This is a genomic window from Pseudomonas sp. TCU-HL1, from assembly GCF_001708505.1.
Classification (GTDB): domain Bacteria; phylum Pseudomonadota; class Gammaproteobacteria; order Pseudomonadales; family Pseudomonadaceae; genus Metapseudomonas.
The window spans coordinates 3,230,796-3,250,531 of the sequence record NZ_CP015992.1 but is presented as its reverse complement, the minus strand read 5'-3'; the positions used below and the strand labels follow the sequence as shown (position 1 = coordinate 3,250,531).

The following is a 19,736-nucleotide window of genomic DNA, read 5'->3' as shown; positions in this document are numbered from 1 at the left end:
ACCTCAACACTCCATGTACGGCGGGAACAGCTTAGGGTCGTGAGCGTACGCCAACATGAGCGTCTTGTGCTTGGCCCGTTCCTGCCGCAACCGTTCCAATTCCTCTTCCATCCACTTCCTGCGAAACAACGTCCGATACATGCCGTCCGCATCCGTCAGCGCCCAGCCGAGAAGCAACGGTTTCACCAGCAGCGACAAACCAAAGGTGACAATCCGGCGCTTGAACGGAACCGACTCGGGCAACGGCGGCAGATACCGCCCCTTGAGGTGCCAGGCGCTGAGCATCGAGTACGGCGCCCGCATATCGACCGGCCCCTGCTCGTAGAACTCGATCCCGTCGCGGAACACCTGGCGCGTGTCGTACGCCTTGAACAGATCAGTCCCGCGATACATCCACCGGTCAACCTTCACCTCTGCGGTGCGCCCGTAATACACGTTGGCCACATGGAAACGCGGCAGACCGAAACCCATGATCTTGAAGCGGTCCATACGCCGACACACCACCAGGTGCTCGCACAGCGCCCGAACGATCTGAGCGTCACACGACTCGATGTCCTGAATCAGGAAGATGATGTCCCAGCGGTGCTTCCGAGCATGCAGAAACCAATCGATCAGCTTGCGACGTTCCTTGTCGTTCCATTCCCGCGAGTTCAACCAGGTCCCGCACTCATCCAGCACGATGAGCCCGTAACGGGATTCGTCGTTGTCCCGCGGATCGTCGGACTCGTAGCCCGGCCGAGAGCCATCATGTCTTCCGCCCTGGGCTTATCCGGCAACCGAACCGCCGACTTGTCGTGGTAAGTGAACATCTCATCGACCCAGAGGTCGAGGTTGGTCGCCACCCGACGGCCATCGGAGAGGTAGTCGCGGATCTTGCCAACGGCGACGAGTGATTTGCCCGAACCAAGTTTGCCAGTGACAAAGTAGACAGCCATAAGAACCTCCAAGTTGATAGGACACCTACCCACCGGCCCTGAAGGGCCGGCCGGTAGGTGTCTACTGCTAGACGCGGGCCTTGACGCTGGCGACGTAGACGCCGGAGACGTAGAGCCAGCAGGCCGCCCGGCACGCTGCAAGGGCCGCGATGCACGCTCCGGTGGACGCCGGGAGGAGCCCCAGCGCGGTCTGCACAATCGGGTGAACCGTCGTCACCAGGCCAGTGAGAATCCCGTTGATGGTCGCGGTGAGCACTGCCACAGCGGCCAGCCAGAACGCCACCAGGGCAAGGCGGATGCCATAGCGAGCCCCCAACTTGGCAATGGCGAAGTTCGCGAAGTAGACAAAGATGTTCAGGATGAACTGAAGTAGCGCCGCCATTAGATGGGTCTCCCGACGCGCACCGCTTCCTGCCACATGCTGTAGCAGCGATGCCAGGTGAACAGGAAGAACAGGAACGCCAGCACCGGCCTGACCATGTTCTCGATGTAAGGGCAATAGGCCGTCCGCCACATGCCGATCACCGGCAGCTCTGCCTCGATCTCGTGACAGGCGCCGCCGAAGGAATACCAGGGAGCGTAATTGATCCCCGAGGCGAGACCGTCAACGTCTTCGATGTCCTGGGCGATGGAGTCGTATTTATCGATCACCGGCTTATACGCATCGTCCAGACTAGGCGGCTCCAAATCTTCCTCTTCCTGCGGCTGCTCTTCCGTCTCTTCCTCGCCCTCGGTCGTTGTTTCGGTTTCCGTCGTGCCGTCCGGGTTAACCGTCGTGGTTTGAGTCACGGCGTTCCAGGTGAAATAGTTCGGCCCGTACTTGATGTTGAAATTGGTCTGGGTTTCCACCTGCTTGACCCCGCCAGGACCAGACACCAACGTCGAACTTCTCGGACCCGAAACATAGGTCGGACCTGACAACGCGGACTGATCGACAAGGCTGTCAAAACACCCATCGGGGTTGTTTGAACCCTCACAGGATTCCTTGAGGAGATTCTTCAGCCAATCGGCGGCCTGCCCATTCACGAAGGTATCCACCTTGGAATAATCCGCCTCCGCCAACGGGGTCAACGTCGTCTGAATATCCGTCAGTGCAATAACTTTGTGCCCCGACTGCGGCCAGTAACCTTGAGCGTTATAGGTGTAGCCATTGGACTGCTGCGTACAGTTGTTGTTGAACTGGTAACCGGACGGCAACCCCGAAGCACTTCCCACGGAAGGCGAAACGATCACCGCATAAAGCACGCCGTTATTCGTAGTCGTGGTGACCTTGCCCAACGTCTGGGACGCCGGTTTCTGATAGCAAATCTGGTCAGGCGCAAACGTATTACCGGTAGTTGAAACTGGCAAACCGCCGACCGACTGCTCTTTCTTCTTGACCTGACCACCCTCACCCATCACCCAATCGAGACCGGCGACCATCCCGGCAATCACCCCGCCGACGACGATTTGCCCGACATTGGCCTTGAGCAGGTTTTTCGTTTGCGTGATCGTGCGCGGGATCGAGTAATCGATGGTCGGGATTACCTTGACCGGCGTTCCCTTGGTGCCACCCGGCGTTGCCTGGATGTATTCGGTCTGCCCGTCACCCGGCACACGTACCCGATCCCCATCCTTGACCGCCTGCCCTCCCCCATTGGCCACGGCACGCGCCGAAGGCATTTTGACCGGGACCTTGGTCGCGGCGATTGACACCCCTGAAAAGAGAAAGGCGGCCGAGGCCGCCAGTACCAGGGCCGCCCTTCTCATTACTTGGCGCCCTTCTTGATCCACTTCTTGGACAGGGCCATGCCGACATCCGGAGCCAGCGAGGCGACCATCAGGGCGAAGCCGGCGGTGATGCAGAGGGCGATGAAGGCCAGAACGGCAGTTTTCACCGCTTCCAGGCCGGCTTCGGCTTCACCAGCGGCGAAGGCCATCGGGGATGCCACGGCCAGACCCAGGAGGCCAGCTTTGACGGCGCGTACTGCGAGTTGTTTTTTCAGCATGGTGATTTCCTTCAGAGCGAGCCCTTCATTGTGATGCGGCGCCAGAAGCGCAACGCGAAGCCCCAGCCGTAGCCAGTGAACCAAGCAATTGCGAGTCCGCCGACCGCGTACACAGCGAGTTCCACGGGGCTCATACGTGATAACCCGCTGTGTAGCCGTGCCCGAAGCACCCCATCAACGCGCAGGCGTAGATGAGGTAGTAGAGGTGCTCCAGGGTGAATTCCATCAGGCAGCCACAGGCTTCGTGGCGAGCTGCAGATTCAGGGGCTTGCCCTCCCCTGCAAGGATCAGGTCAAAGCCCGCGTTGCCGGCCTTGGAGGCCCAGGCGCCGACGAAGACCGGGACGGAAACCTGCTTGCCCTTGTACTGGTCCCAGACGTGCTGAACGCCCTTGTCCATATGGGCTTTCGAGAGCTTGACCGCGATGGTCTTGGTTTCTTCGAAGCCGTAGCGGTTGGTATCGACCACTTCCACCAGGAGCTGGTGATCGGTGAAGGACTGGTCACGCACCATGCGATGGTTGGCGTGATAACCGTGGCAAAGACCGACGAGAACGAGAGACATGGCGTTACCTCACAGGCGTGAATGAAGGGCGGTTGCCCGGGTTGGAAAACTTCGACTTGGGGCTGCGCGGAGCAGCTGGAGAACGGGCCCAGAAGCCCAGGCGCTGGATAGCCAGCAGGCCCAGGGCGAGCCAGAAAATGGTTTCCAGGGTCGCGGCAATCATCGGTACCACCTCCACGAGAAGGCGAAGCACGCGATACCGACCACCGAACAGACGATCACGCTGACGGTGAACTTGACCGGATGAGCGATGGCGATGTGACTCGCCCGGATCAGGAAGTCACCGACGAGGTTGACCAGCAGCAGGTAAAGCATCAGCAGGAAGGCCGCAGGAAACGGGAACTTCAGGACGATGCGCAGAAGCCGGCGCTTGATATGCGGACGCATCAGGCAGCCTCCACGCTGGGTTCGACGTACCAGTCGGGACGCTGGGCGCTGAAATCGACTTGCACGAAGCGGAGCAGCGGAACCACGTTGTTGCTGCGGTCGTGCTCGTGGAGCTTCTGGAGAGCGGCTTTCGAGAGGCCAGCCTCGCAGATGTCGTTGATGTGCTTGTAGAAGGTGCGGCGCGCCATGGACGCCATAGTCTCTTCCCAGCCGTAGTCCTTCAGGCTCCGGTAGGTGCGGAACAGGTTCCGCGCATGGCTGTCGTTCGGCTTGCCTTTCCGGTCGTACTTCATGTGTCGGTCGGTCAGTGCGGCCAGCACTTTTTCGTCGTCAATCACTCGCATCTGGATACCCTCAAAGGCCGCGAACAAATCCGCTGTGACCGCCTGCCAGCACTCCTGAATGAGGCACCGCCCGTCCTTGGCGAGCTGCTGCTGGTGAGCGATCAGATCAACAAGCCGCGACGGGATGCCGCGACGTTCAAGCCACCGATGCATAACGGTGGCCTCCATACGGAGCAGGTAGCGCACCCACTCCTGCAGGCGTGGGTCAGACATGACCCGTGCAGACCGAGCGGCCGACAGATCGGAACGCCCTGCCCGCTTCAATTCGTCCAGCTGAGCCTGATACTCGGTGTGCTTGAGATAGGCCTTCAGCCGCTTGAGCCGGGATTCTTTTGCGCCCCAGTAGGCCGAGGTCTGGTAGTTGTCACCCCGGCTCTTGGTGTGACCGTTGCTGACGTTGGTCAGAGCCTGGATCACCTGAAGCGCAGTGCGCTCATCGGGGAGACGGCTGGAATACGTGCAGTCCAGGGCGTAGACCTGAGTCGCCGAAACATCGAGCTTGGCGAACAGCTGCGGGTAGCTGCCGGCAAGCCACTTGAGCATCACCTGCGCCCCGCTATCGATGCAGGTAGGCCCAAACACGTTATGACCCTGCAGGAGCTTCGCCGGAGATGCCTTGAGTTCGACGCCGGGCATCAGGCGCTTACCGAGCGACTGATGGAACACCTTGAAAGCGAGCGGCGTGAACCCGGTGCTCAGTGACTCCCAAGCATGCCGCAGGTAGTCGGCTTCGAGCTTGCCGCCCTCCCCTATGCTGATTTGCCCTTGAAGCGGAACGCCGAGGGTGGAGAGGTCGACCACGTGCACCGGATCGTCACGGCCATCAACGCCGAGCAGCTCGATGTGCTCAGTTTTGAAGGGTACGAAGAGGTGCAGTTTGTCCAACAAGGCCGATTCCTCGATCCGCTGAGGGCGTCACCTGTGATTCATTTACAAATCACAAATGATTGTTGGCGACTTTATAGCTTAATCACACATGATTTAGCAACACATGCAAAAATCACGTTTGTCGGAAATCACACGTGATGGCGAGGCAATATCACAAATGGCAAAGACCTATCGCCTACGGGACGAAGCCGTAGATGCGCTGAACGCGAAGCGGATAAAGCTCATCGTCGAGAGAAAAGAGGACGTGAAGGAGAGCGATCTGCTGGGCGCTCTCATCTGGAAAAACCTCTCAGCGCTGACAGCGGAAGACGTGAAGGCATACCGCGAAGCGGTGCTTGGAAAGGACTGAGCTAATCCCCCCAAAAGTGCATCCGTTGCACAAAAGTCCACCATTAGAGATGGTGGACCCGGCTGCGCCGGAACCACTCCGCAGGCCCGACCATCCAGCCGCCCCGGCTGGGCAAAATGGGCGGGTCTTTCCTCGGAGATCTGATCGACCGTAAGGGCATCCACAAGGGTGCCCTTTTCGTTCCCGCAGCGGGCCCAGGTAGGGTAATCATGGCGCGAAGGTGGTCCGAGCTGCTGCGGGCGCAACGCTCGCGGACGTGCAACTGAGGGGCGTCAGGGACTATAGGTCCAGAATCGCCCTACAGGCCGCCTGCAACGCTTCCAGCCGCGAATCGAAGTCAGCCCCCTCCCGATCCAGTTCAGCCACGCGAGAACGCAGCTTTCGCACCTCAGAGGCGAGATTCGGGTATTCAGCGAGCAGATGGCAGACGGCATCGAGGTCGGTACGCCCTGGAGCGTAGAGCCGTGCCTGATTGATGAGGTGTTGCGGAATTTCGAGGGAATCGGGCTTACGCATAATCGGCCCTATGTTACGCGCCGCCTGGAGCCGGTGGCATGTTCCAGACGACGCTCAACATAAGGCCATCCATTATGCGAAGCCTAGGGGAAAAAGAACGGGGCACCCATGGCCATAACGATCAAGACCGCCGCGAACACCGCCACGGCTACGATGGGATGATTCGCGCCACGGCGCAGCGCTTCTTCGAATTCCTTGTCAGTCATTGCATCACCTCAACACTCCATGTACGGCGGGAACAGCTTAGGGTCGTGAGCGTACGCCAACATGAGCGTCTTGTGCTTGGCCCGTTCCTGCCGCAACCGTTCCAATTCCTCTTCCATCCACTTCCTGCGAAACAACGTCCGATACATGCCGTCCGCATCCGTCAGCGCCCAGCCGAGAAGCAACGGTTTCACCAGCAGCGACAAACCAAAGGTGACAATCCGGCGCTTGAACGGAACCGACTCGGGCAACGGCGGCAGATACCGCCCCTTGAGGTGCCAGGCGCTGAGCATCGAGTACGGCGCCCGCATATCGACCGGCCCCTGCTCGTAGAACTCGATCCCGTCGCGGAACACCTGGCGCGTGTCGTACGCCTTGAACAGATCAGTCCCGCGATACATCCACCGGTCAACCTTCACCTCTGCGGTGCGCCCGTAATACACGTTGGCCACATGGAAACGCGGCAGACCGAAACCCATGATCTTGAAGCGGTCCATACGCCGACACACCACCAGGTGCTCGCACAGCGCCCGAACGATCTGAGCGTCACACGACTCGATGTCCTGAATCAGGAAGATGATGTCCCAGCGGTGCTTCCGAGCATGCAGAAACCAATCGATCAGCTTGCGACGTTCCTTGTCGTTCCATTCCCGCGAGTTCAACCAGGTCCCGCACTCATCCAGCACGATGAGCCCGTAACGGGATTCGTCGTTGTCCCGCGGATCGTCGGACTCGTAGCCCGGCCCGAGAGCCATCATGTCTTCCGCCCTGGGCTTATCCGGCAACCGAACCGCCGACTTGTCGTGGTAAGTGAACATCTCATCGACCCAGAGGTCGAGGTTGGTCGCCACCCGACGGCCATCGGAGAGGTAGTCGCGGATCTTGCCAACGGCGACGAGTGATTTGCCCGAACCAAGTTTGCCAGTGACAAAGTAGACAGCCATAAGAACCTCCAAGTTGATAGGACACCTACCCACCGGCCCTGAAGGGCCGGCCGGTAGGTGTCTACTGCTAGACGCGGGCCTTGACGCTGGCGACGTAGACGCCGGAGACGTAGAGCCAGCAGGCCGCCCGGCACGCTGCAAGGGCCGCGATGCACGCTCCGGTGGACGCCGGGAGGAGCCCCAGCGCGGTCTGCACAATCGGGTGAACCGTCGTCACCAGGCCAGTGAGAATCCCGTTGATGGTCGCGGTGAGCACTGCCACAGCGGCCAGCCAGAACGCCACCAGGGCAAGGCGGATGCCATAGCGAGCCCCCAACTTGGCAATGGCGAAGTTCGCGAAGTAGACAAAGATGTTCAGGATGAACTGAAGTAGCGCCGCCATTAGATGGGTCTCCCGACGCGCACCGCTTCCTGCCACATGCTGTAGCAGCGATGCCAGGTGAACAGGAAGAACAGGAACGCCAGCACCGGCCTGACCATGTTCTCGATGTAAGGGCAATAGGCCGTCCGCCACATGCCGATCACCGGCAGCTCTGCCTCGATCTCGTGACAGGCGCCGCCGAAGGAATACCAGGGAGCGTAATTGATCCCCGAGGCGAGACCGTCAACGTCTTCGATGTCCTGGGCGATGGAGTCGTATTTATCGATCACCGGCTTATACGCATCGTCCAGACTAGGCGGCTCCAAATCTTCCTCTTCCTGCGGCTGCTCTTCCGTCTCTTCCTCGCCCTCGGTCGTTGTTTCGGTTTCCGTCGTGCCGTCCGGGTTAACCGTCGTGGTTTGAGTCACGGCGTTCCAGGTGAAATAGTTCGGCCCGTACTTGATGTTGAAATTGGTCTGGGTTTCCACCTGCTTGACCCCGCCAGGACCAGACACCAACGTCGAACTTCTCGGACCCGAAACATAGGTCGGACCTGACAACGCGGACTGATCGACAAGGCTGTCAAAACACCCATCGGGGTTGTTTGAACCCTCACAGGATTCCTTGAGGAGATTCTTCAGCCAATCGGCGGCCTGCCCATTCACGAAGGTATCCACCTTGGAATAATCCGCCTCCGCCAACGGGGTCAACGTCGTCTGAATATCCGTCAGTGCAATAACTTTGTGCCCCGACTGCGGCCAGTAACCTTGAGCGTTATAGGTGTAGCCATTGGACTGCTGCGTACAGTTGTTGTTGAACTGGTAACCGGACGGCAACCCCGAAGCACTTCCCACGGAAGGCGAAACGATCACCGCATAAAGCACGCCGTTATTCGTAGTCGTGGTGACCTTGCCCAACGTCTGGGACGCCGGTTTCTGATAGCAAATCTGGTCAGGCGCAAACGTATTACCGGTAGTTGAAACTGGCAAACCGCCGACCGACTGCTCTTTCTTCTTGACCTGACCACCCTCACCCATCACCCAATCGAGACCGGCGACCATCCCGGCAATCACCCCGCCGACGACGATTTGCCCGACATTGGCCTTGAGCAGGTTTTTCGTTTGCGTGATCGTGCGCGGGATCGAGTAATCGATGGTCGGGATTACCTTGACCGGCGTTCCCTTGGTGCCACCCGGCGTTGCCTGGATGTATTCGGTCTGCCCGTCACCCGGCACACGTACCCGATCCCCATCCTTGACCGCCTGCCCTCCCCCATTGGCCACGGCACGCGCCGAAGGCATTTTGACCGGGACCTTGGTCGCGGCGATTGACACCCCTGAAAAGAGAAAGGCGGCCGAGGCCGCCAGTACCAGGGCCGCCCTTCTCATTACTTGGCGCCCTTCTTGATCCACTTCTTGGACAGGGCCATGCCGACATCCGGAGCCAGCGAGGCGACCATCAGGGCGAAGCCGGCGGTGATGCAGAGGGCGATGAAGGCCAGAACGGCAGTTTTCACCGCTTCCAGGCCGGCTTCGGCTTCACCAGCGGCGAAGGCCATCGGGGATGCCACGGCCAGACCCAGGAGGCCAGCTTTGACGGCGCGTACTGCGAGTTGTTTTTTCAGCATGGTGATTTCCTTCAGAGCGAGCCCTTCATTGTGATGCGGCGCCAGAAGCGCAACGCGAAGCCCCAGCCGTAGCCAGTGAACCAAGCAATTGCGAGTCCGCCGACCGCGTACACAGCGAGTTCCACGGGGCTCATACGTGATAACCCGCTGTGTAGCCGTGCCCGAAGCACCCCATCAACGCGCAGGCGTAGATGAGGTAGTAGAGGTGCTCCAGGGTGAATTCCATCAGGCAGCCACAGGCTTCGTGGCGAGCTGCAGATTCAGGGGCTTGCCCTCCCCTGCAAGGATCAGGTCAAAGCCCGCGTTGCCGGCCTTGGAGGCCCAGGCGCCGACGAAGACCGGGACGGAAACCTGCTTGCCCTTGTACTGGTCCCAGACGTGCTGAACGCCCTTGTCCATATGGGCTTTCGAGAGCTTGACCGCGATGGTCTTGGTTTCTTCGAAGCCGTAGCGGTTGGTATCGACCACTTCCACCAGGAGCTGGTGATCGGTGAAGGACTGGTCACGCACCATGCGATGGTTGGCGTGATAACCGTGGCAAAGACCGACGAGAACGAGAGACATGGCGTTACCTCACAGGCGTGAATGAAGGGCGGTTGCCCGGGTTGGAAAACTTCGACTTGGGGCTGCGCGGAGCAGCTGGAGAACGGGCCCAGAAGCCCAGGCGCTGGATAGCCAGCAGGCCCAGGGCGAGCCAGAAAATGGTTTCCAGGGTCGCGGCAATCATCGGTACCACCTCCACGAGAAGGCGAAGCACGCGATACCGACCACCGAACAGACGATCACGCTGACGGTGAACTTGACCGGATGAGCGATGGCGATGTGACTCGCCCGGATCAGGAAGTCACCGACGAGGTTGACCAGCAGCAGGTAAAGCATCAGCAGGAAGGCCGCAGGAAACGGGAACTTCAGGACGATGCGCAGAAGCCGGCGCTTGATATGCGGACGCATCAGGCAGCCTCCACGCTGGGTTCGACGTACCAGTCGGGACGCTGGGCGCTGAAATCGACTTGCACGAAGCGGAGCAGCGGAACCACGTTGTTGCTGCGGTCGTGCTCGTGGAGCTTCTGGAGAGCGGCTTTCGAGAGGCCAGCCTCGCAGATGTCGTTGATGTGCTTGTAGAAGGTGCGGCGCGCCATGGACGCCATAGTCTCTTCCCAGCCGTAGTCCTTCAGGCTCCGGTAGGTGCGGAACAGGTTCCGCGCATGGCTGTCGTTCGGCTTGCCTTTCCGGTCGTACTTCATGTGTCGGTCGGTCAGTGCGGCCAGCACTTTTTCGTCGTCAATCACTCGCATCTGGATACCCTCAAAGGCCGCGAACAAATCCGCTGTGACCGCCTGCCAGCACTCCTGAATGAGGCACCGCCCGTCCTTGGCGAGCTGCTGCTGGTGAGCGATCAGATCAACAAGCCGCGACGGGATGCCGCGACGTTCAAGCCACCGATGCATAACGGTGGCCTCCATACGGAGCAGGTAGCGCACCCACTCCTGCAGGCGTGGGTCAGACATGACCCGTGCAGACCGAGCGGCCGACAGATCGGAACGCCCTGCCCGCTTCAATTCGTCCAGCTGAGCCTGATACTCGGTGTGCTTGAGATAGGCCTTCAGCCGCTTGAGCCGGGATTCTTTTGCGCCCCAGTAGGCCGAGGTCTGGTAGTTGTCACCCCGGCTCTTGGTGTGACCGTTGCTGACGTTGGTCAGAGCCTGGATCACCTGAAGCGCAGTGCGCTCATCGGGGAGACGGCTGGAATACGTGCAGTCCAGGGCGTAGACCTGAGTCGCCGAAACATCGAGCTTGGCGAACAGCTGCGGGTAGCTGCCGGCAAGCCACTTGAGCATCACCTGCGCCCCGCTATCGATGCAGGTAGGCCCAAACACGTTATGACCCTGCAGGAGCTTCGCCGGAGATGCCTTGAGTTCGACGCCGGGCATCAGGCGCTTACCGAGCGACTGATGGAACACCTTGAAAGCGAGCGGCGTGAACCCGGTGCTCAGTGACTCCCAAGCATGCCGCAGGTAGTCGGCTTCGAGCTTGCCGCCCTCCCCTATGCTGATTTGCCCTTGAAGCGGAACGCCGAGGGTGGAGAGGTCGACCACGTGCACCGGATCGTCACGGCCATCAACGCCGAGCAGCTCGATGTGCTCAGTTTTGAAGGGTACGAAGAGGTGCAGTTTGTCCAACAAGGCCGATTCCTCGATCCGCTGAGGGCGTCACCTGTGATTCATTTACAAATCACAAATGATTGTTGGCGACTTTATAGCTTAATCACACATGATTTAGCAACACATGCAAAAATCACGTTTGTCGGAAATCACACGTGATGGCGAGGCAATATCACAAATGGCAAAGACCTATCGCCTACGGGACGAAGCCGTAGATGCGCTGAACGCGAAGCGGATAAAGCTCATCGTCGAGAGAAAAGAGGACGTGAAGGAGAGCGATCTGCTGGGCGCTCTCATCTGGAAAAACCTCTCAGCGCTGACAGCGGAAGACGTGAAGGCATACCGCGAAGCGGTGCTTGGAAAGGACTGAGCTAATCCCCCCAAAAGTGCATCCGTTGCACAAAAGTCCACCATTAGAGATGGTGGACCCGGCTGCGCCGGAACCACTCCGCAGGCCCGACCATCCAGCCGCCCCGGCTGGGCAAAATGGGCGGGTCTTTCCTCGGAGATCTGATCGACCGTAAGGGCATCCACAAGGGTGCCCTTTTCGTTCCCGCAGCGGGCCCAGGTAGGGTAATCATGGCGCGAAGGTGGTCCGAGCTGCTGCGGGCGCAACGCTCGCGGACGTGCAACTGAGGGGCGTCAGGGACTATAGGTCCAGAATCGCCCTACAGGCCGCCTGCAACGCTTCCAGCCGCGAATCGAAGTCAGCCCCCTCCCGATCCAGTTCAGCCACGCGAGAACGCAGCTTTCGCACCTCAGAGGCGAGATTCGGGTATTCAGCGAGCAGATGGCAGACGGCATCGAGGTCGGTACGCCCTGGAGCGTAGAGCCGTGCCTGATTGATGAGGTGTTGCGGAATTTCGAGGGAATCGGGCTTACGCATAATCGGCCCTATGTTACGCGCCGCCTGGAGCCGGTGGCATGTTCCAGACGACGCTCAACATAAGGCCATCCATTATGCGAAGCCTAGGGTTAAAGCGATGGCGGCCACCAGGGCCAGAATCACCCATACGCCGGAGCCTATCGAGCGTCGATGAATCTCGACCTCAACAGCTGGCTGAACAGTCGAACGCTGAAACTCCTGGTCCGGAGGTTAGCACTCACAAGGTCCTTGGTATGCGGCTGGAGTCTTCGACGACGGTAACCCGAGTCTCAAGCGCTTGAGGGGCCGCCGACGTACCGGCCGCGCGGAGCGCGTCCGGCCCGCCCTCGGCCGGCTGCTTGAAATCAGGTTTCGTATGGTCGAAGAAACCATTCTCCACCATGTCCATACAGGCTTCGAACGGGATATCCATGCGACTGCCTTGCTGGCTCAGGCAGCTACAACCGTAACGCTCGTGACGGCGAATGCCGACCTTCAAGCTGGAGCGCTTGCGCTCGATCCAGTCCGGCGATTTGGTCGCGTAACAGCTCGGCTTCGGAAAGGAAACCGGACGCGTCAGCTCGTCGTAGATCGGCGCCGATGACGGCACACCAGCAATGCGCGGCGTCCGTTCAGCAATGTATTCCGCGGTGGTCTTGTGGGGCTGCTGCTGCGATGAAGACGACGCCGATGCCGCTGGAGCCGCCGCAGCGGCAGGCGTGGCCGCCGATTTCGCCGGTTCAGCCACGGTCGCTTCCGATGCCTCGGTAAAGCTGCTCAGCCGCGTGTAGACGTAACCGCCCAGGGCGCCAATCAGCGCCAAGGCCCCGACCAGCGCGAAAGCCGCCCTGGGAATGCGGAACTTGAAATGGTGCTCGGTACCGTCCTTGACCGACTCATAGCAGCCGAAATAGGTCTTATCGATGGTGATCCGTGTGCTTTCGCCATTCTGGAATTCCAGCTTGTTCTTATTGACCGTCAGTTCGGGCTTCTGGAACACCCAGCGTTTGATGACCTGGCCACCGTTGCCCCGGTGGTAATGCACATGCATGTTGCACAGCTCGCGCATGTGCGCATCGATCAATAGCGGGCTTTGCGTGATGCAATGCAGCTCATGGCCATCCTTACGCATGATCTCGAGGCGACTCGCATACTCTGGCACCTTGGCACCCTGAGGCCGCACACGAAACCACGTCTGCGCCTCATCGATCACGATCATAGAGTTAGCCGGCAGATCAAACCAACGATCCGGGAAGTCGAACGGCAGCCACTTAGCCTTAATGGCCGGGTGATCCGGCTTAAATCCCGTTACGTTGCAGTAATAGACCACCCTCCCCTCTGCATACGCTTTGCTATCAACTTCCTTGATGGTGTTCAGGGTTTTGCCGTTGCCCTGGAGGCCAGTGCGCAGAATAAACATGATCAGTTCCCCACATGACCCAGCGACGATTTCTTACCGGTGGCCGAACTCATGCCGGAAAGAACCGCGCGCGCCGTTACAGCGGACAACACGATATTGATTGCGACATCGAGCTTAATCAGCCCCATCACTGCAAGAACATCAGCGGGCATCCCGGTAATACTGCCGAGCAAATACGTCCGCACCGTCGATAACAACGCCGTAATACCGATATACGTCACCGTACCAATACCCAGCGAAGTCAGAATCTTGGCCGCAAGCGGACCAACTATCGTACTGAGAAACAGGAATATAGCTGGCATTTAATCACCTCCGAAGGCGCGGCCGACGTACACCGCGAAGAACAACGACGCCAGCCCGACACAGAGGAAGCTAAGGGCGGTCGAGTACTGGCAGATGAAGGACCAGGAGAAGGTCACAGATGCGTTAGCGGTTTCGAGGTACAGCGTCCGATCCGTCGGGCAATACGACGGCAGCCAACGCGCAGCAGACGGGCCGCTAAACAATGAAGCCGCATCGATCTCCGACTTCTGCAACTGATATTCCGACTTGGCCGCTTCCGCCTGGACCGAAGACGACTGCGACGGCCAATCCAGCGAACAGCGCATGTCCTTCGCCTGCCGCAACACCGCGCAATCTATAGCGTCACCCGCACAGCTCAGGGCCGCTGAACAGCCCTCCCCGGCTACCTCGCGCTTAGGTTCTTCCTCTTCCTGAGGTTGTTCTTCCTGGTCGGGATTCTCTTCGGGGACACCAGCATCCGAAGTCGTGTCCTGAGATACCTGCTGACCATCCTTGTTATGCGTAGTAGTAATGTTTGTGTCGTAGTCAAAGTAATTATCCCCGTAACGAATGTTAAAAGTCGTCTGACTAGTCGTCGAAGTTGTCCCGGTAGTGCCATCGGTCCGCGTATACGTGCCGGTGGTAGTGGAAGTTGGACCCGTCACCGTACTAGGCCCGCTGATCGAGGGCGGGCTCTGCTTTTGCAGGTCGTCGTAACAGCCCTGCGGATTCGTAGATCCCTCGCAGGACTCCTTCAAAAGATCACGGAGCCATGCGGCGCCTTGATTCGCCAACACCGTGTCGGCGCTGCTGAAATCCGCTTCGGTCAAATCAGTCTTGAGCGACACGACCTCATTGACTGTAATGGCCCTGGCACCCGTCATCGGCCAGTAATTAGGGTTAGCCGTATACCCCATGTTGGTCTGAGTGCAATTGTTCCTGAATTGCGTATAGCCCGAAGGCCCGCCAAAAGCCCCGGTAGACGAACTCGGCCACACCCCCACCGCATACAACACACCACCGTACGTCGTAAGGTTAATTTTATTGAGCGTCTGCGAGGCAGGTAACGAAGAGCAAATATACTGCGGCTGAAAACTGTTGCCCTTGCTGGAAACCGGCAGCGCATCGACCGTTTCGGTTTTCTTCTGCACCTTGGTGTTGTCGTCGCTCATGACCCAACTAACAGCCGCCAAAGCTGCCGTCGTCGCTGCACCTATTGCAACCTGACCCGGATTGGTTTTGACCAAATTCTTAAACTTGGTACTGATGCCGCTGACCGGAACCTTAACTTTGCCTTTGACCGTAACAGCAGTTTTCTTGGTGGTATCGCCCAACCAACCCTTCTTCTCAGCCTCCAGCAGCAAGTCACTATTCGACTTCGTCGGCACGAACCCCGCGATGGGCGAGCCGTTCGCCAACTGGTTCAGCGTGGTCGCCGGACCCGCCTTGATGTACGGATTGACCTTGACCCGTTCCGTCGCCAGCGCGGCACTAGATACGGCCAAAAAGGACCAAACCGAAAGCCAGCGTAATAACGACGAGGTAATAGACATTCGGATCAAACTCCATTTTCAGCCCCTCAGAAGCGAAAAGCCCCGGCAAGCCGGGGCAGTTGAACGGGTGTTGCTTACAGCGCCTTCCGCAGCCATTTCAGGGCGGCGATGGCGATAATCACGCCGATCACCAGGGCGCCCAGGGCGAGCGCGTCAGTCTTGCCATCGGTCATGGCAGTGGTGACGCCGGTGTCCAGGGCAGCCTGGGCGGATTGGATGGAGAGAACGCCGACAGCAGCAGCGGCGCCGATGGAGCGGGACAGCAGTTTCACGTTACGCATGTTTCACCTCACAGGGCTTTTTTCAGGGCTAGGATCGCGAACACAACCGCGAACAGGACCAAAGCCCCATCCTTCAGTTGCACCGCTTCTTCAAGGGTCATGGACCCGGCTCCAACCGGCTCGGTCTGGAGCGTGCCGGAGCAAACGGGCGAACCGTCCCCAGCGACAGTCCAGGCAACGGAACAGGTCAGGAGATACGACATGCTCAGGCCGCTACAGCCGGCTTGAGCTGGAGATTCAGGGGCTTGCCGTCGCCCGACAGGAACAGGTCATGGCCGGCGTTGCCGGACTTCGACGCCCACGTGGCAACGAAGACCGGAACGGCCACCTGCTTGCCCTTGAGCTGGTCCCACACGTGGTTGATGCCCTTCTCCATCAGGGCTTTGGAAATCTTCACCACCACGGTTTTGCGCTCGGCGATGCCGTAGCGGTTGACGTCCTCGACCTCCAACAGAATCTGGTTGTCGGTGAACTGGTTCTGACCCACGGTGCGGGTCGAAGAGTTGAAGCCGTGGCACAGGCCGATCTGAACGAGAGACATGGGGTTACCTCACAGGGGTGCATTGGAGGGCGGTTGCCCGGTTGGAAAGCGTCGGTTTGGGGCTGCGCGGAGCAGCTGGAGAACGGGCCCAGAAGCCCAAGCGCTGGATTGCCAGCAGGCCCAGGGCGAGCCAGAAAATGGTTTCGCAGGTGGCGGCGATCATTGGTCGGCTTCCCATACTTCGACGCCATCGGTTTCGTCGGCGTCGAGGCCGAGTGCCTGGATAGCCATCGGCAACGCTTCATCGCGAGTGCATGCGGTAAGCGCAGTGATCGTCAGGCAGTAAATGCCCTGGTGAACGACGTCCCATTTGACCGACGTATCGAGCTTCATGCCGTCGCCGGGTTTGCCAGATGCTTCGTAGATCATCACGCGGCCTCCACGCTGGGTTCGACGTACCAGTCAGGACGCTGGGCGCTGAAATCGACCTGCACGAAGCGGAGCAGCGGGACCACGTTGTTGCTGCGGTCGTGCTCGTGGAGCTTCTGGAGCGCAGCCTTCGAAAGGCCCGCCTCGCAGAGGTCGGCGGTGTGCCGGTAGAAGGTTGCCCGAGACATGGAATTCATCGTCTCGTCCCAGCCGTAATCCTTCAGGCTTCGGTAGGTCCGAAACAGGTTACGGGCGTAACTCTCGTCCGGCTTGCCGTCGACAAAGATCGGAGGAACAACGACACCCGCCTCGGTGCGCTCCTTCGTCCACTTGCCTTTTGCCGGTTTCGTGAACTTCTCAAGCAGTGCGGCCAGCACTTTTTCGTCATCAATCACTCGCATCTGGATACCCTCAAAGGCCGCGAAAAGATCCGCTGTAACCGCTTGCCAGCACTCCTGAATCAGGCAGCGCCCCTCCCCTTCGAGGCCCTGCTGGTAGGCGATCAGATCAACAAGCCGCGACGGGATGCCGCGACGTTCAAGCCACCGATGCATGACCGTGGCTTCCATACGGAGCAGGTAACGGACCCACTCCTGAAGGCGCGAATCAGACATGACCCGCGCAGATCGAGCAGCCGAAAGGTCCGACCGCCCTGCCCGCTTCAATTCATCCAGCTGGGCTTGATACTCGGTGTGCTTGAGATAGGCCTTCAGCCGCTTCAGACGGGATTCTTTGGCGCCCCAATAGGCCGAGGTCTGGTAGTTGTCGCCACGGCTCTTGGTGTGGCCGTTGCTGACGTTGGTCAGAGCCTGAATGACCTGAAGCGCGGTGCGCTCATCTGGCAGGCGACTGGAATAGGTGCAGTCCAGGGCGTAGACCTGAGTAGCCGAGATATCGAGCTTGGCGAACAGTTCGGGATAGGTTCCGGCCAGCCACTTGAACATGACTTCGGCGCCCTTCTCGATGCTGGTCGGCCCGAAGACGTTGTGGCCTTGCAGCAGCTTCGCCGGTGATGCCTTGAGCTCGACACCCGGCATGAGGCGCTTGCCCAAAGACTGGTGAAATACCTTGAAAGCCAGCGGCGTAAAACCGGTGCTCAGCGATTCCCAAACGTGGCGCAGGTAGTCGGCTTCAAGTTTGCCGCCCTCCCCTATGCTGATTTGACCTTGGAGCGGAACGCCGAGGGTTGAGAGGTCAACTATGTGCACCGGATCGGAGCGCCCTTCGACACCCAAGAGCTCGATGAACTCGGTGCGGAAGGGGACGAAAAGGTGCAGTTTGTCGAGCATGTGACCGCGCATTCCCTGCTGATGCATGCATGCATGCAAGTAACATTTGCGCGAAATGTATACGCGTACTCATGCATACGTCAACACAAGTAACATGCATGCACGTAGACTTTTGGAGGATTTCCGACGATGGGTAATGGCACTATGCCTGCGACGCTGCGACTGACCGCGACAGAACAAGAGCTGTTGCGGAAAAAATGCATTGAAATCAATAAGTTACTGATCAAGCAGGGCCGTCAGCCCATCAAGGACAGTGAGCTAGCTCACTTTTTGCTTGAGAAATCAGTCACTTACGTTGAGGTAGGTGAAGAAGGAAGCCTAACCCTCGACGTGCGGTAACCCACCCCAAAAGTCTCACCATGAGACAAAAGTCCACCATTAGAGATGGTGGACCCTGCCCGCTACGCGACCAGGGCGAAGCACCAGCCAAAGCGCCGCGGAACGCCCGCTAATTCCATGAGCGTTGGCCACTCAGCCGCTGGCCGTCCTGGGAGACTGCCACCCGGCCAGATCGGCACGCGGCAGGGTTGGAAATCAGGGCGCGGGGTGGTCGTTGCGCGGCGACCAGGGCGAGTTACGCGAATAGGCCTCCATCGGGCGACCGGTCCGCTGGGGGCCTTTTCATTGCCCGGAGTGCGGCCGCTTCGCGGGTGTCGGCGCAGGAACCGCAGCGGGAACAGTCCAGGCCGTGCGGGCGCCTAATGCCCTGCGGGCAGTCGAGGCGGCGAAATTCATTTTGCGTAACGTAACGGATATTCAGACGAACGGTCGTATTTATCGTTACGTAACGCTGGCCTATTTATCGTTACGTTACTATAATTACTCCATGCCCACCCGGAATGGAGTCCCCGCAATGAAAATTCACTGGTCTTTGAAAGGGCCGCTGCTGTTTGTCCTGGTGTCGATATTGGCCTGGCCGTTGTGGTACTGGCTCTACTCGGAAACGTCCTGGCTTGCGTGCGCCGTCACGGCTCTTTTTGGCCTTGTCTTCGCGATTCCGCAATACAAGCCGCGCAAAGGGGATGAAGCATGATCGACGCCCAGGACAAACAGACCCAGCCCCTGCCCCTGGACGAGCAGCCGACCAAGCCGAAGCGTGGGCGTCCGACCACCGGAAAAGCCCTGAGCAACGCTGAGCGGCAGAAGGCCTACAGGGAACGCGCTAAAGCGCAACGTAACGAAAAAACCGAGAAGCCAGCCGAAGACATGCAATACCTGGCAGACCGACTGGCGGAGGCTTGGGCAGAAGTGAACGACCTGAAATCCAAGCTGGAACTGGCCGAGGCCCGTGCAGACGCCATGGGCAACGAGCTAGCCATCGAGAAGTCAAAGCGCTACGGCAAACAGGCCGCAGAGCCGGCCTACAACGTCGAATGCAAATTCCTGGGCATGAGGGTCTGGGAAAAGATTGGCGAACCAACCGAAAAGCATTACGCAATCGACTTTGCACGGGAGCGAGCCGAACGAAACCCAGGCACCACCTGGAGAGCGATACCGGCTGGAGAGATATTCACCTTCAAGAAGTCGAAAACGAAAGCGTAACGTAACGCTAAATATCCATAATCGCCCTGCAGGCCGCTTGCAGGGCTTCCAACCTAGCGTCGAAATCGGCGCCCTCCCGGTCCAACTGGGCCACCCTACTCCGCAGTTTACGAACCTCGGCAACCAGCCTCGGGTAGTCCACTAAAATATGGGTTACGGCGTCCTCTACGTGCCGCTGGGGCGCGTAGAGCAAGGCATCGCGGGCGATATGGTCGGGTATGTCGAGAAGAGGCATCGCATAAAGACGTTACATTAAATCGGCCTCGGAGCTTACAGCATTGTCCGAAGCCGATTAAACGTAACGTTACGATTATGCGAAGCCTAG

The 19,736-nt window shown here is 59.2% G+C and carries 32 protein-coding genes; 5 read left to right on the top strand and 27 right to left on the bottom strand.

Going from position 1 to position 19,736, the window contains the following annotated elements; translation table 11 throughout:
• Positions 1 to 3: 3 nt before the first annotated feature.
• The 9 genes from THL1_RS15105 to THL1_RS15070 all read right to left on the bottom strand — a co-directional run bounded on the left by THL1_RS15105 (position 4) and on the right by THL1_RS15070 (position 5,106).
• A complete protein-coding gene (locus THL1_RS15105; protein WP_161490973.1) occupies positions 4 to 678 on the bottom strand; it encodes a zonular occludens toxin domain-containing protein in 675 nt (224 codons plus the stop codon).
• Positions 651 to 935: a zonular occludens toxin domain-containing protein gene (locus THL1_RS30920; RefSeq protein WP_069084012.1), complete on the bottom strand. Its 285-nt coding sequence runs from the start codon at positions 933 to 935 to the stop codon at positions 651 to 653. The genes THL1_RS15105 and THL1_RS30920 overlap by 28 nt, the downstream gene beginning before the upstream one ends.
• Positions 936 to 1,002: 67 nt before the next feature.
• Complete coding sequence (locus tag THL1_RS15095; RefSeq protein WP_069084010.1) at positions 1,003 to 1,317, bottom strand: DUF5455 family protein; 315 nt, start codon at positions 1,315 to 1,317, stop codon at positions 1,003 to 1,005.
• A complete protein-coding gene (locus THL1_RS15090; RefSeq protein ID WP_069084009.1) occupies positions 1,317 to 2,684 on the bottom strand; it encodes a hypothetical protein in 1,368 nt (455 codons plus the stop codon). The genes THL1_RS15095 and THL1_RS15090 overlap by 1 nt, the downstream gene beginning before the upstream one ends.
• Entirely contained in the window at positions 2,684 to 2,923 is a 240-nt protein-coding gene (locus THL1_RS15085; protein ID WP_069084008.1) for a hypothetical protein, read from the bottom strand. Before THL1_RS15085 ends, THL1_RS15090 begins: the two co-directional genes overlap by 1 nt.
• A 225-nt stretch (positions 2,924 to 3,148) precedes the next feature.
• Positions 3,149 to 3,487 carry a DNA-binding protein gene (locus THL1_RS15080; RefSeq protein WP_069084007.1) on the bottom strand — a complete coding sequence of 113 codons (339 nt, stop codon included), beginning with the start codon at positions 3,485 to 3,487 and terminating at the stop codon, positions 3,149 to 3,151.
• Positions 3,488 to 3,491: 4 nt separating this feature from the next.
• On the bottom strand, positions 3,492 to 3,650 hold the full coding sequence (locus THL1_RS30130) for a hypothetical protein (RefSeq protein WP_161490972.1): 159 nt from the start codon (positions 3,648 to 3,650) through the stop codon (positions 3,492 to 3,494).
• The gene (locus THL1_RS15075; RefSeq protein WP_069084006.1) at positions 3,647 to 3,874 is read right to left on the bottom strand and encodes a hypothetical protein; all 228 of its coding nucleotides are present in this window, start codon (positions 3,872 to 3,874) and stop codon (positions 3,647 to 3,649) included. The genes THL1_RS30130 and THL1_RS15075 overlap by 4 nt, the downstream gene beginning before the upstream one ends.
• The gene (locus THL1_RS15070; protein WP_069084005.1) at positions 3,874 to 5,106 is read right to left on the bottom strand and encodes a phage/plasmid replication protein, II/X family; all 1,233 of its coding nucleotides are present in this window, start codon (positions 5,104 to 5,106) and stop codon (positions 3,874 to 3,876) included. The genes THL1_RS15075 and THL1_RS15070 overlap by 1 nt, the downstream gene beginning before the upstream one ends.
• 103 nt (positions 5,107 to 5,209) lie before the next feature.
• Between THL1_RS15070 and THL1_RS15065 the strand changes: the two genes are divergently transcribed.
• Positions 5,210 to 5,455 carry a hypothetical protein gene (locus THL1_RS15065; protein ID WP_237234718.1) on the top strand — a complete coding sequence of 82 codons (246 nt, stop codon included), beginning with the start codon at positions 5,210 to 5,212 and terminating at the stop codon, positions 5,453 to 5,455.
• 279 nt (positions 5,456 to 5,734) lie between these two features.
• Here the strand turns inward: THL1_RS15065 and THL1_RS15060 are convergent, their stop codons facing one another.
• The 10 genes from THL1_RS15060 to THL1_RS15025 form a co-directional block, all read right to left on the bottom strand.
• Positions 5,735 to 5,971: a hypothetical protein gene (locus THL1_RS15060; RefSeq protein WP_069084003.1), complete on the bottom strand. Its 237-nt coding sequence runs from the start codon at positions 5,969 to 5,971 to the stop codon at positions 5,735 to 5,737.
• Positions 5,972 to 6,054: 83 nt separating this feature from the next.
• The gene (locus THL1_RS31000) at positions 6,055 to 6,177 is read right to left on the bottom strand and encodes a hypothetical protein (RefSeq protein WP_257784985.1); all 123 of its coding nucleotides are present in this window, start codon (positions 6,175 to 6,177) and stop codon (positions 6,055 to 6,057) included.
• 9 nt (positions 6,178 to 6,186) lie between these two features.
• Complete coding sequence (locus THL1_RS15055; protein WP_069084011.1) at positions 6,187 to 7,119, bottom strand: zonular occludens toxin domain-containing protein; 933 nt, start codon at positions 7,117 to 7,119, stop codon at positions 6,187 to 6,189.
• Between the two features lie 67 nt (positions 7,120 to 7,186).
• Positions 7,187 to 7,501: a DUF5455 family protein gene (locus THL1_RS15050; RefSeq protein ID WP_069084010.1), complete on the bottom strand. Its 315-nt coding sequence runs from the start codon at positions 7,499 to 7,501 to the stop codon at positions 7,187 to 7,189.
• Complete coding sequence (locus tag THL1_RS15045; RefSeq protein WP_069084009.1) at positions 7,501 to 8,868, bottom strand: hypothetical protein; 1,368 nt, start codon at positions 8,866 to 8,868, stop codon at positions 7,501 to 7,503. The genes THL1_RS15050 and THL1_RS15045 overlap by 1 nt, the downstream gene beginning before the upstream one ends.
• Positions 8,868 to 9,107: a hypothetical protein gene (locus THL1_RS15040; RefSeq protein ID WP_069084008.1), complete on the bottom strand. Its 240-nt coding sequence runs from the start codon at positions 9,105 to 9,107 to the stop codon at positions 8,868 to 8,870. Before THL1_RS15040 ends, THL1_RS15045 begins: the two co-directional genes overlap by 1 nt.
• Before the next feature lie 225 nt (positions 9,108 to 9,332).
• Positions 9,333 to 9,671 (bottom strand): DNA-binding protein, encoded by a 339-nt coding sequence (locus THL1_RS15035; protein ID WP_069084007.1) that lies wholly within the window; start codon positions 9,669 to 9,671, stop codon positions 9,333 to 9,335.
• A 4-nt stretch (positions 9,672 to 9,675) separates the two neighbouring features.
• Positions 9,676 to 9,834: a hypothetical protein gene (locus tag THL1_RS30125; protein WP_161490972.1), complete on the bottom strand. Its 159-nt coding sequence runs from the start codon at positions 9,832 to 9,834 to the stop codon at positions 9,676 to 9,678.
• Positions 9,831 to 10,058 carry a hypothetical protein gene (locus tag THL1_RS15030; RefSeq protein WP_069084006.1) on the bottom strand — a complete coding sequence of 76 codons (228 nt, stop codon included), beginning with the start codon at positions 10,056 to 10,058 and terminating at the stop codon, positions 9,831 to 9,833. The genes THL1_RS30125 and THL1_RS15030 overlap by 4 nt, the downstream gene beginning before the upstream one ends.
• Entirely contained in the window at positions 10,058 to 11,290 is a 1,233-nt protein-coding gene (locus tag THL1_RS15025; RefSeq protein ID WP_069084005.1) for a phage/plasmid replication protein, II/X family, read from the bottom strand. The genes THL1_RS15030 and THL1_RS15025 overlap by 1 nt, the downstream gene beginning before the upstream one ends.
• 103 nt (positions 11,291 to 11,393) lie before the next feature.
• Here THL1_RS15025 and THL1_RS15020 point away from each other — a divergent pair, with 103 nt between their 5' ends.
• Positions 11,394 to 11,639 (top strand): hypothetical protein, encoded by a 246-nt coding sequence (locus THL1_RS15020; protein WP_237234718.1) that lies wholly within the window; start codon positions 11,394 to 11,396, stop codon positions 11,637 to 11,639.
• A 279-nt stretch (positions 11,640 to 11,918) separates the two neighbouring features.
• Here the strand turns inward: THL1_RS15020 and THL1_RS15015 are convergent, their stop codons facing one another.
• The 8 genes from THL1_RS15015 to THL1_RS14975 all read right to left on the bottom strand — a co-directional run bounded on the left by THL1_RS15015 (position 11,919) and on the right by THL1_RS14975 (position 17,869).
• Positions 11,919 to 12,155, bottom strand: coding sequence for a hypothetical protein (locus tag THL1_RS15015; protein WP_069084003.1), 237 nt, complete (start codon positions 12,153 to 12,155; stop codon positions 11,919 to 11,921).
• Positions 12,156 to 12,372: 217 nt separating this feature from the next.
• On the bottom strand, positions 12,373 to 13,554 hold the full coding sequence (locus tag THL1_RS15010) for a zonular occludens toxin domain-containing protein (protein ID WP_069084002.1): 1,182 nt from the start codon (positions 13,552 to 13,554) through the stop codon (positions 12,373 to 12,375).
• A gap of 2 nt (positions 13,555 to 13,556) precedes the next feature.
• Positions 13,557 to 13,856: a DUF2523 domain-containing protein gene (locus THL1_RS15005; RefSeq protein ID WP_069084001.1), complete on the bottom strand. Its 300-nt coding sequence runs from the start codon at positions 13,854 to 13,856 to the stop codon at positions 13,557 to 13,559.
• Positions 13,857 to 15,389 carry a hypothetical protein gene (locus tag THL1_RS15000; protein ID WP_069084000.1) on the bottom strand — a complete coding sequence of 511 codons (1,533 nt, stop codon included), beginning with the start codon at positions 15,387 to 15,389 and terminating at the stop codon, positions 13,857 to 13,859. It lies immediately after the preceding gene.
• A gap of 74 nt (positions 15,390 to 15,463) precedes the next feature.
• Complete coding sequence (locus tag THL1_RS14995) at positions 15,464 to 15,670, bottom strand: major capsid protein (RefSeq protein WP_069083999.1); 207 nt, start codon at positions 15,668 to 15,670, stop codon at positions 15,464 to 15,466.
• A 205-nt stretch (positions 15,671 to 15,875) separates the two neighbouring features.
• A complete protein-coding gene (locus THL1_RS14985) occupies positions 15,876 to 16,211 on the bottom strand; it encodes a DNA-binding protein (protein ID WP_069083997.1) in 336 nt (111 codons plus the stop codon).
• A gap of 159 nt (positions 16,212 to 16,370) precedes the next feature.
• Complete coding sequence (locus THL1_RS14980; protein ID WP_145928302.1) at positions 16,371 to 16,583, bottom strand: hypothetical protein; 213 nt, start codon at positions 16,581 to 16,583, stop codon at positions 16,371 to 16,373.
• Complete coding sequence (locus THL1_RS14975; protein WP_069083995.1) at positions 16,580 to 17,869, bottom strand: phage/plasmid replication protein, II/X family; 1,290 nt, start codon at positions 17,867 to 17,869, stop codon at positions 16,580 to 16,582. Before THL1_RS14975 ends, THL1_RS14980 begins: the two co-directional genes overlap by 4 nt.
• Before the next feature lie 129 nt (positions 17,870 to 17,998).
• On the opposite strand from THL1_RS14975, the gene THL1_RS14970 reads away from it, so the two are divergent.
• From THL1_RS14970 to THL1_RS14960, 3 genes are all read left to right on the top strand, one after another.
• Positions 17,999 to 18,208, top strand: coding sequence for a hypothetical protein (locus THL1_RS14970; RefSeq protein ID WP_083245893.1), 210 nt, complete (start codon positions 17,999 to 18,001; stop codon positions 18,206 to 18,208).
• A 514-nt stretch (positions 18,209 to 18,722) separates the two neighbouring features.
• Entirely contained in the window at positions 18,723 to 18,902 is a 180-nt protein-coding gene (locus tag THL1_RS14965; protein WP_069083994.1) for a hypothetical protein, read from the top strand.
• The gene (locus THL1_RS14960; protein WP_069083993.1) at positions 18,899 to 19,411 is read left to right on the top strand and encodes a hypothetical protein; all 513 of its coding nucleotides are present in this window, start codon (positions 18,899 to 18,901) and stop codon (positions 19,409 to 19,411) included. Before THL1_RS14965 ends, THL1_RS14960 begins: the two co-directional genes overlap by 4 nt.
• Positions 19,412 to 19,736 lie beyond the last annotated feature (325 nt).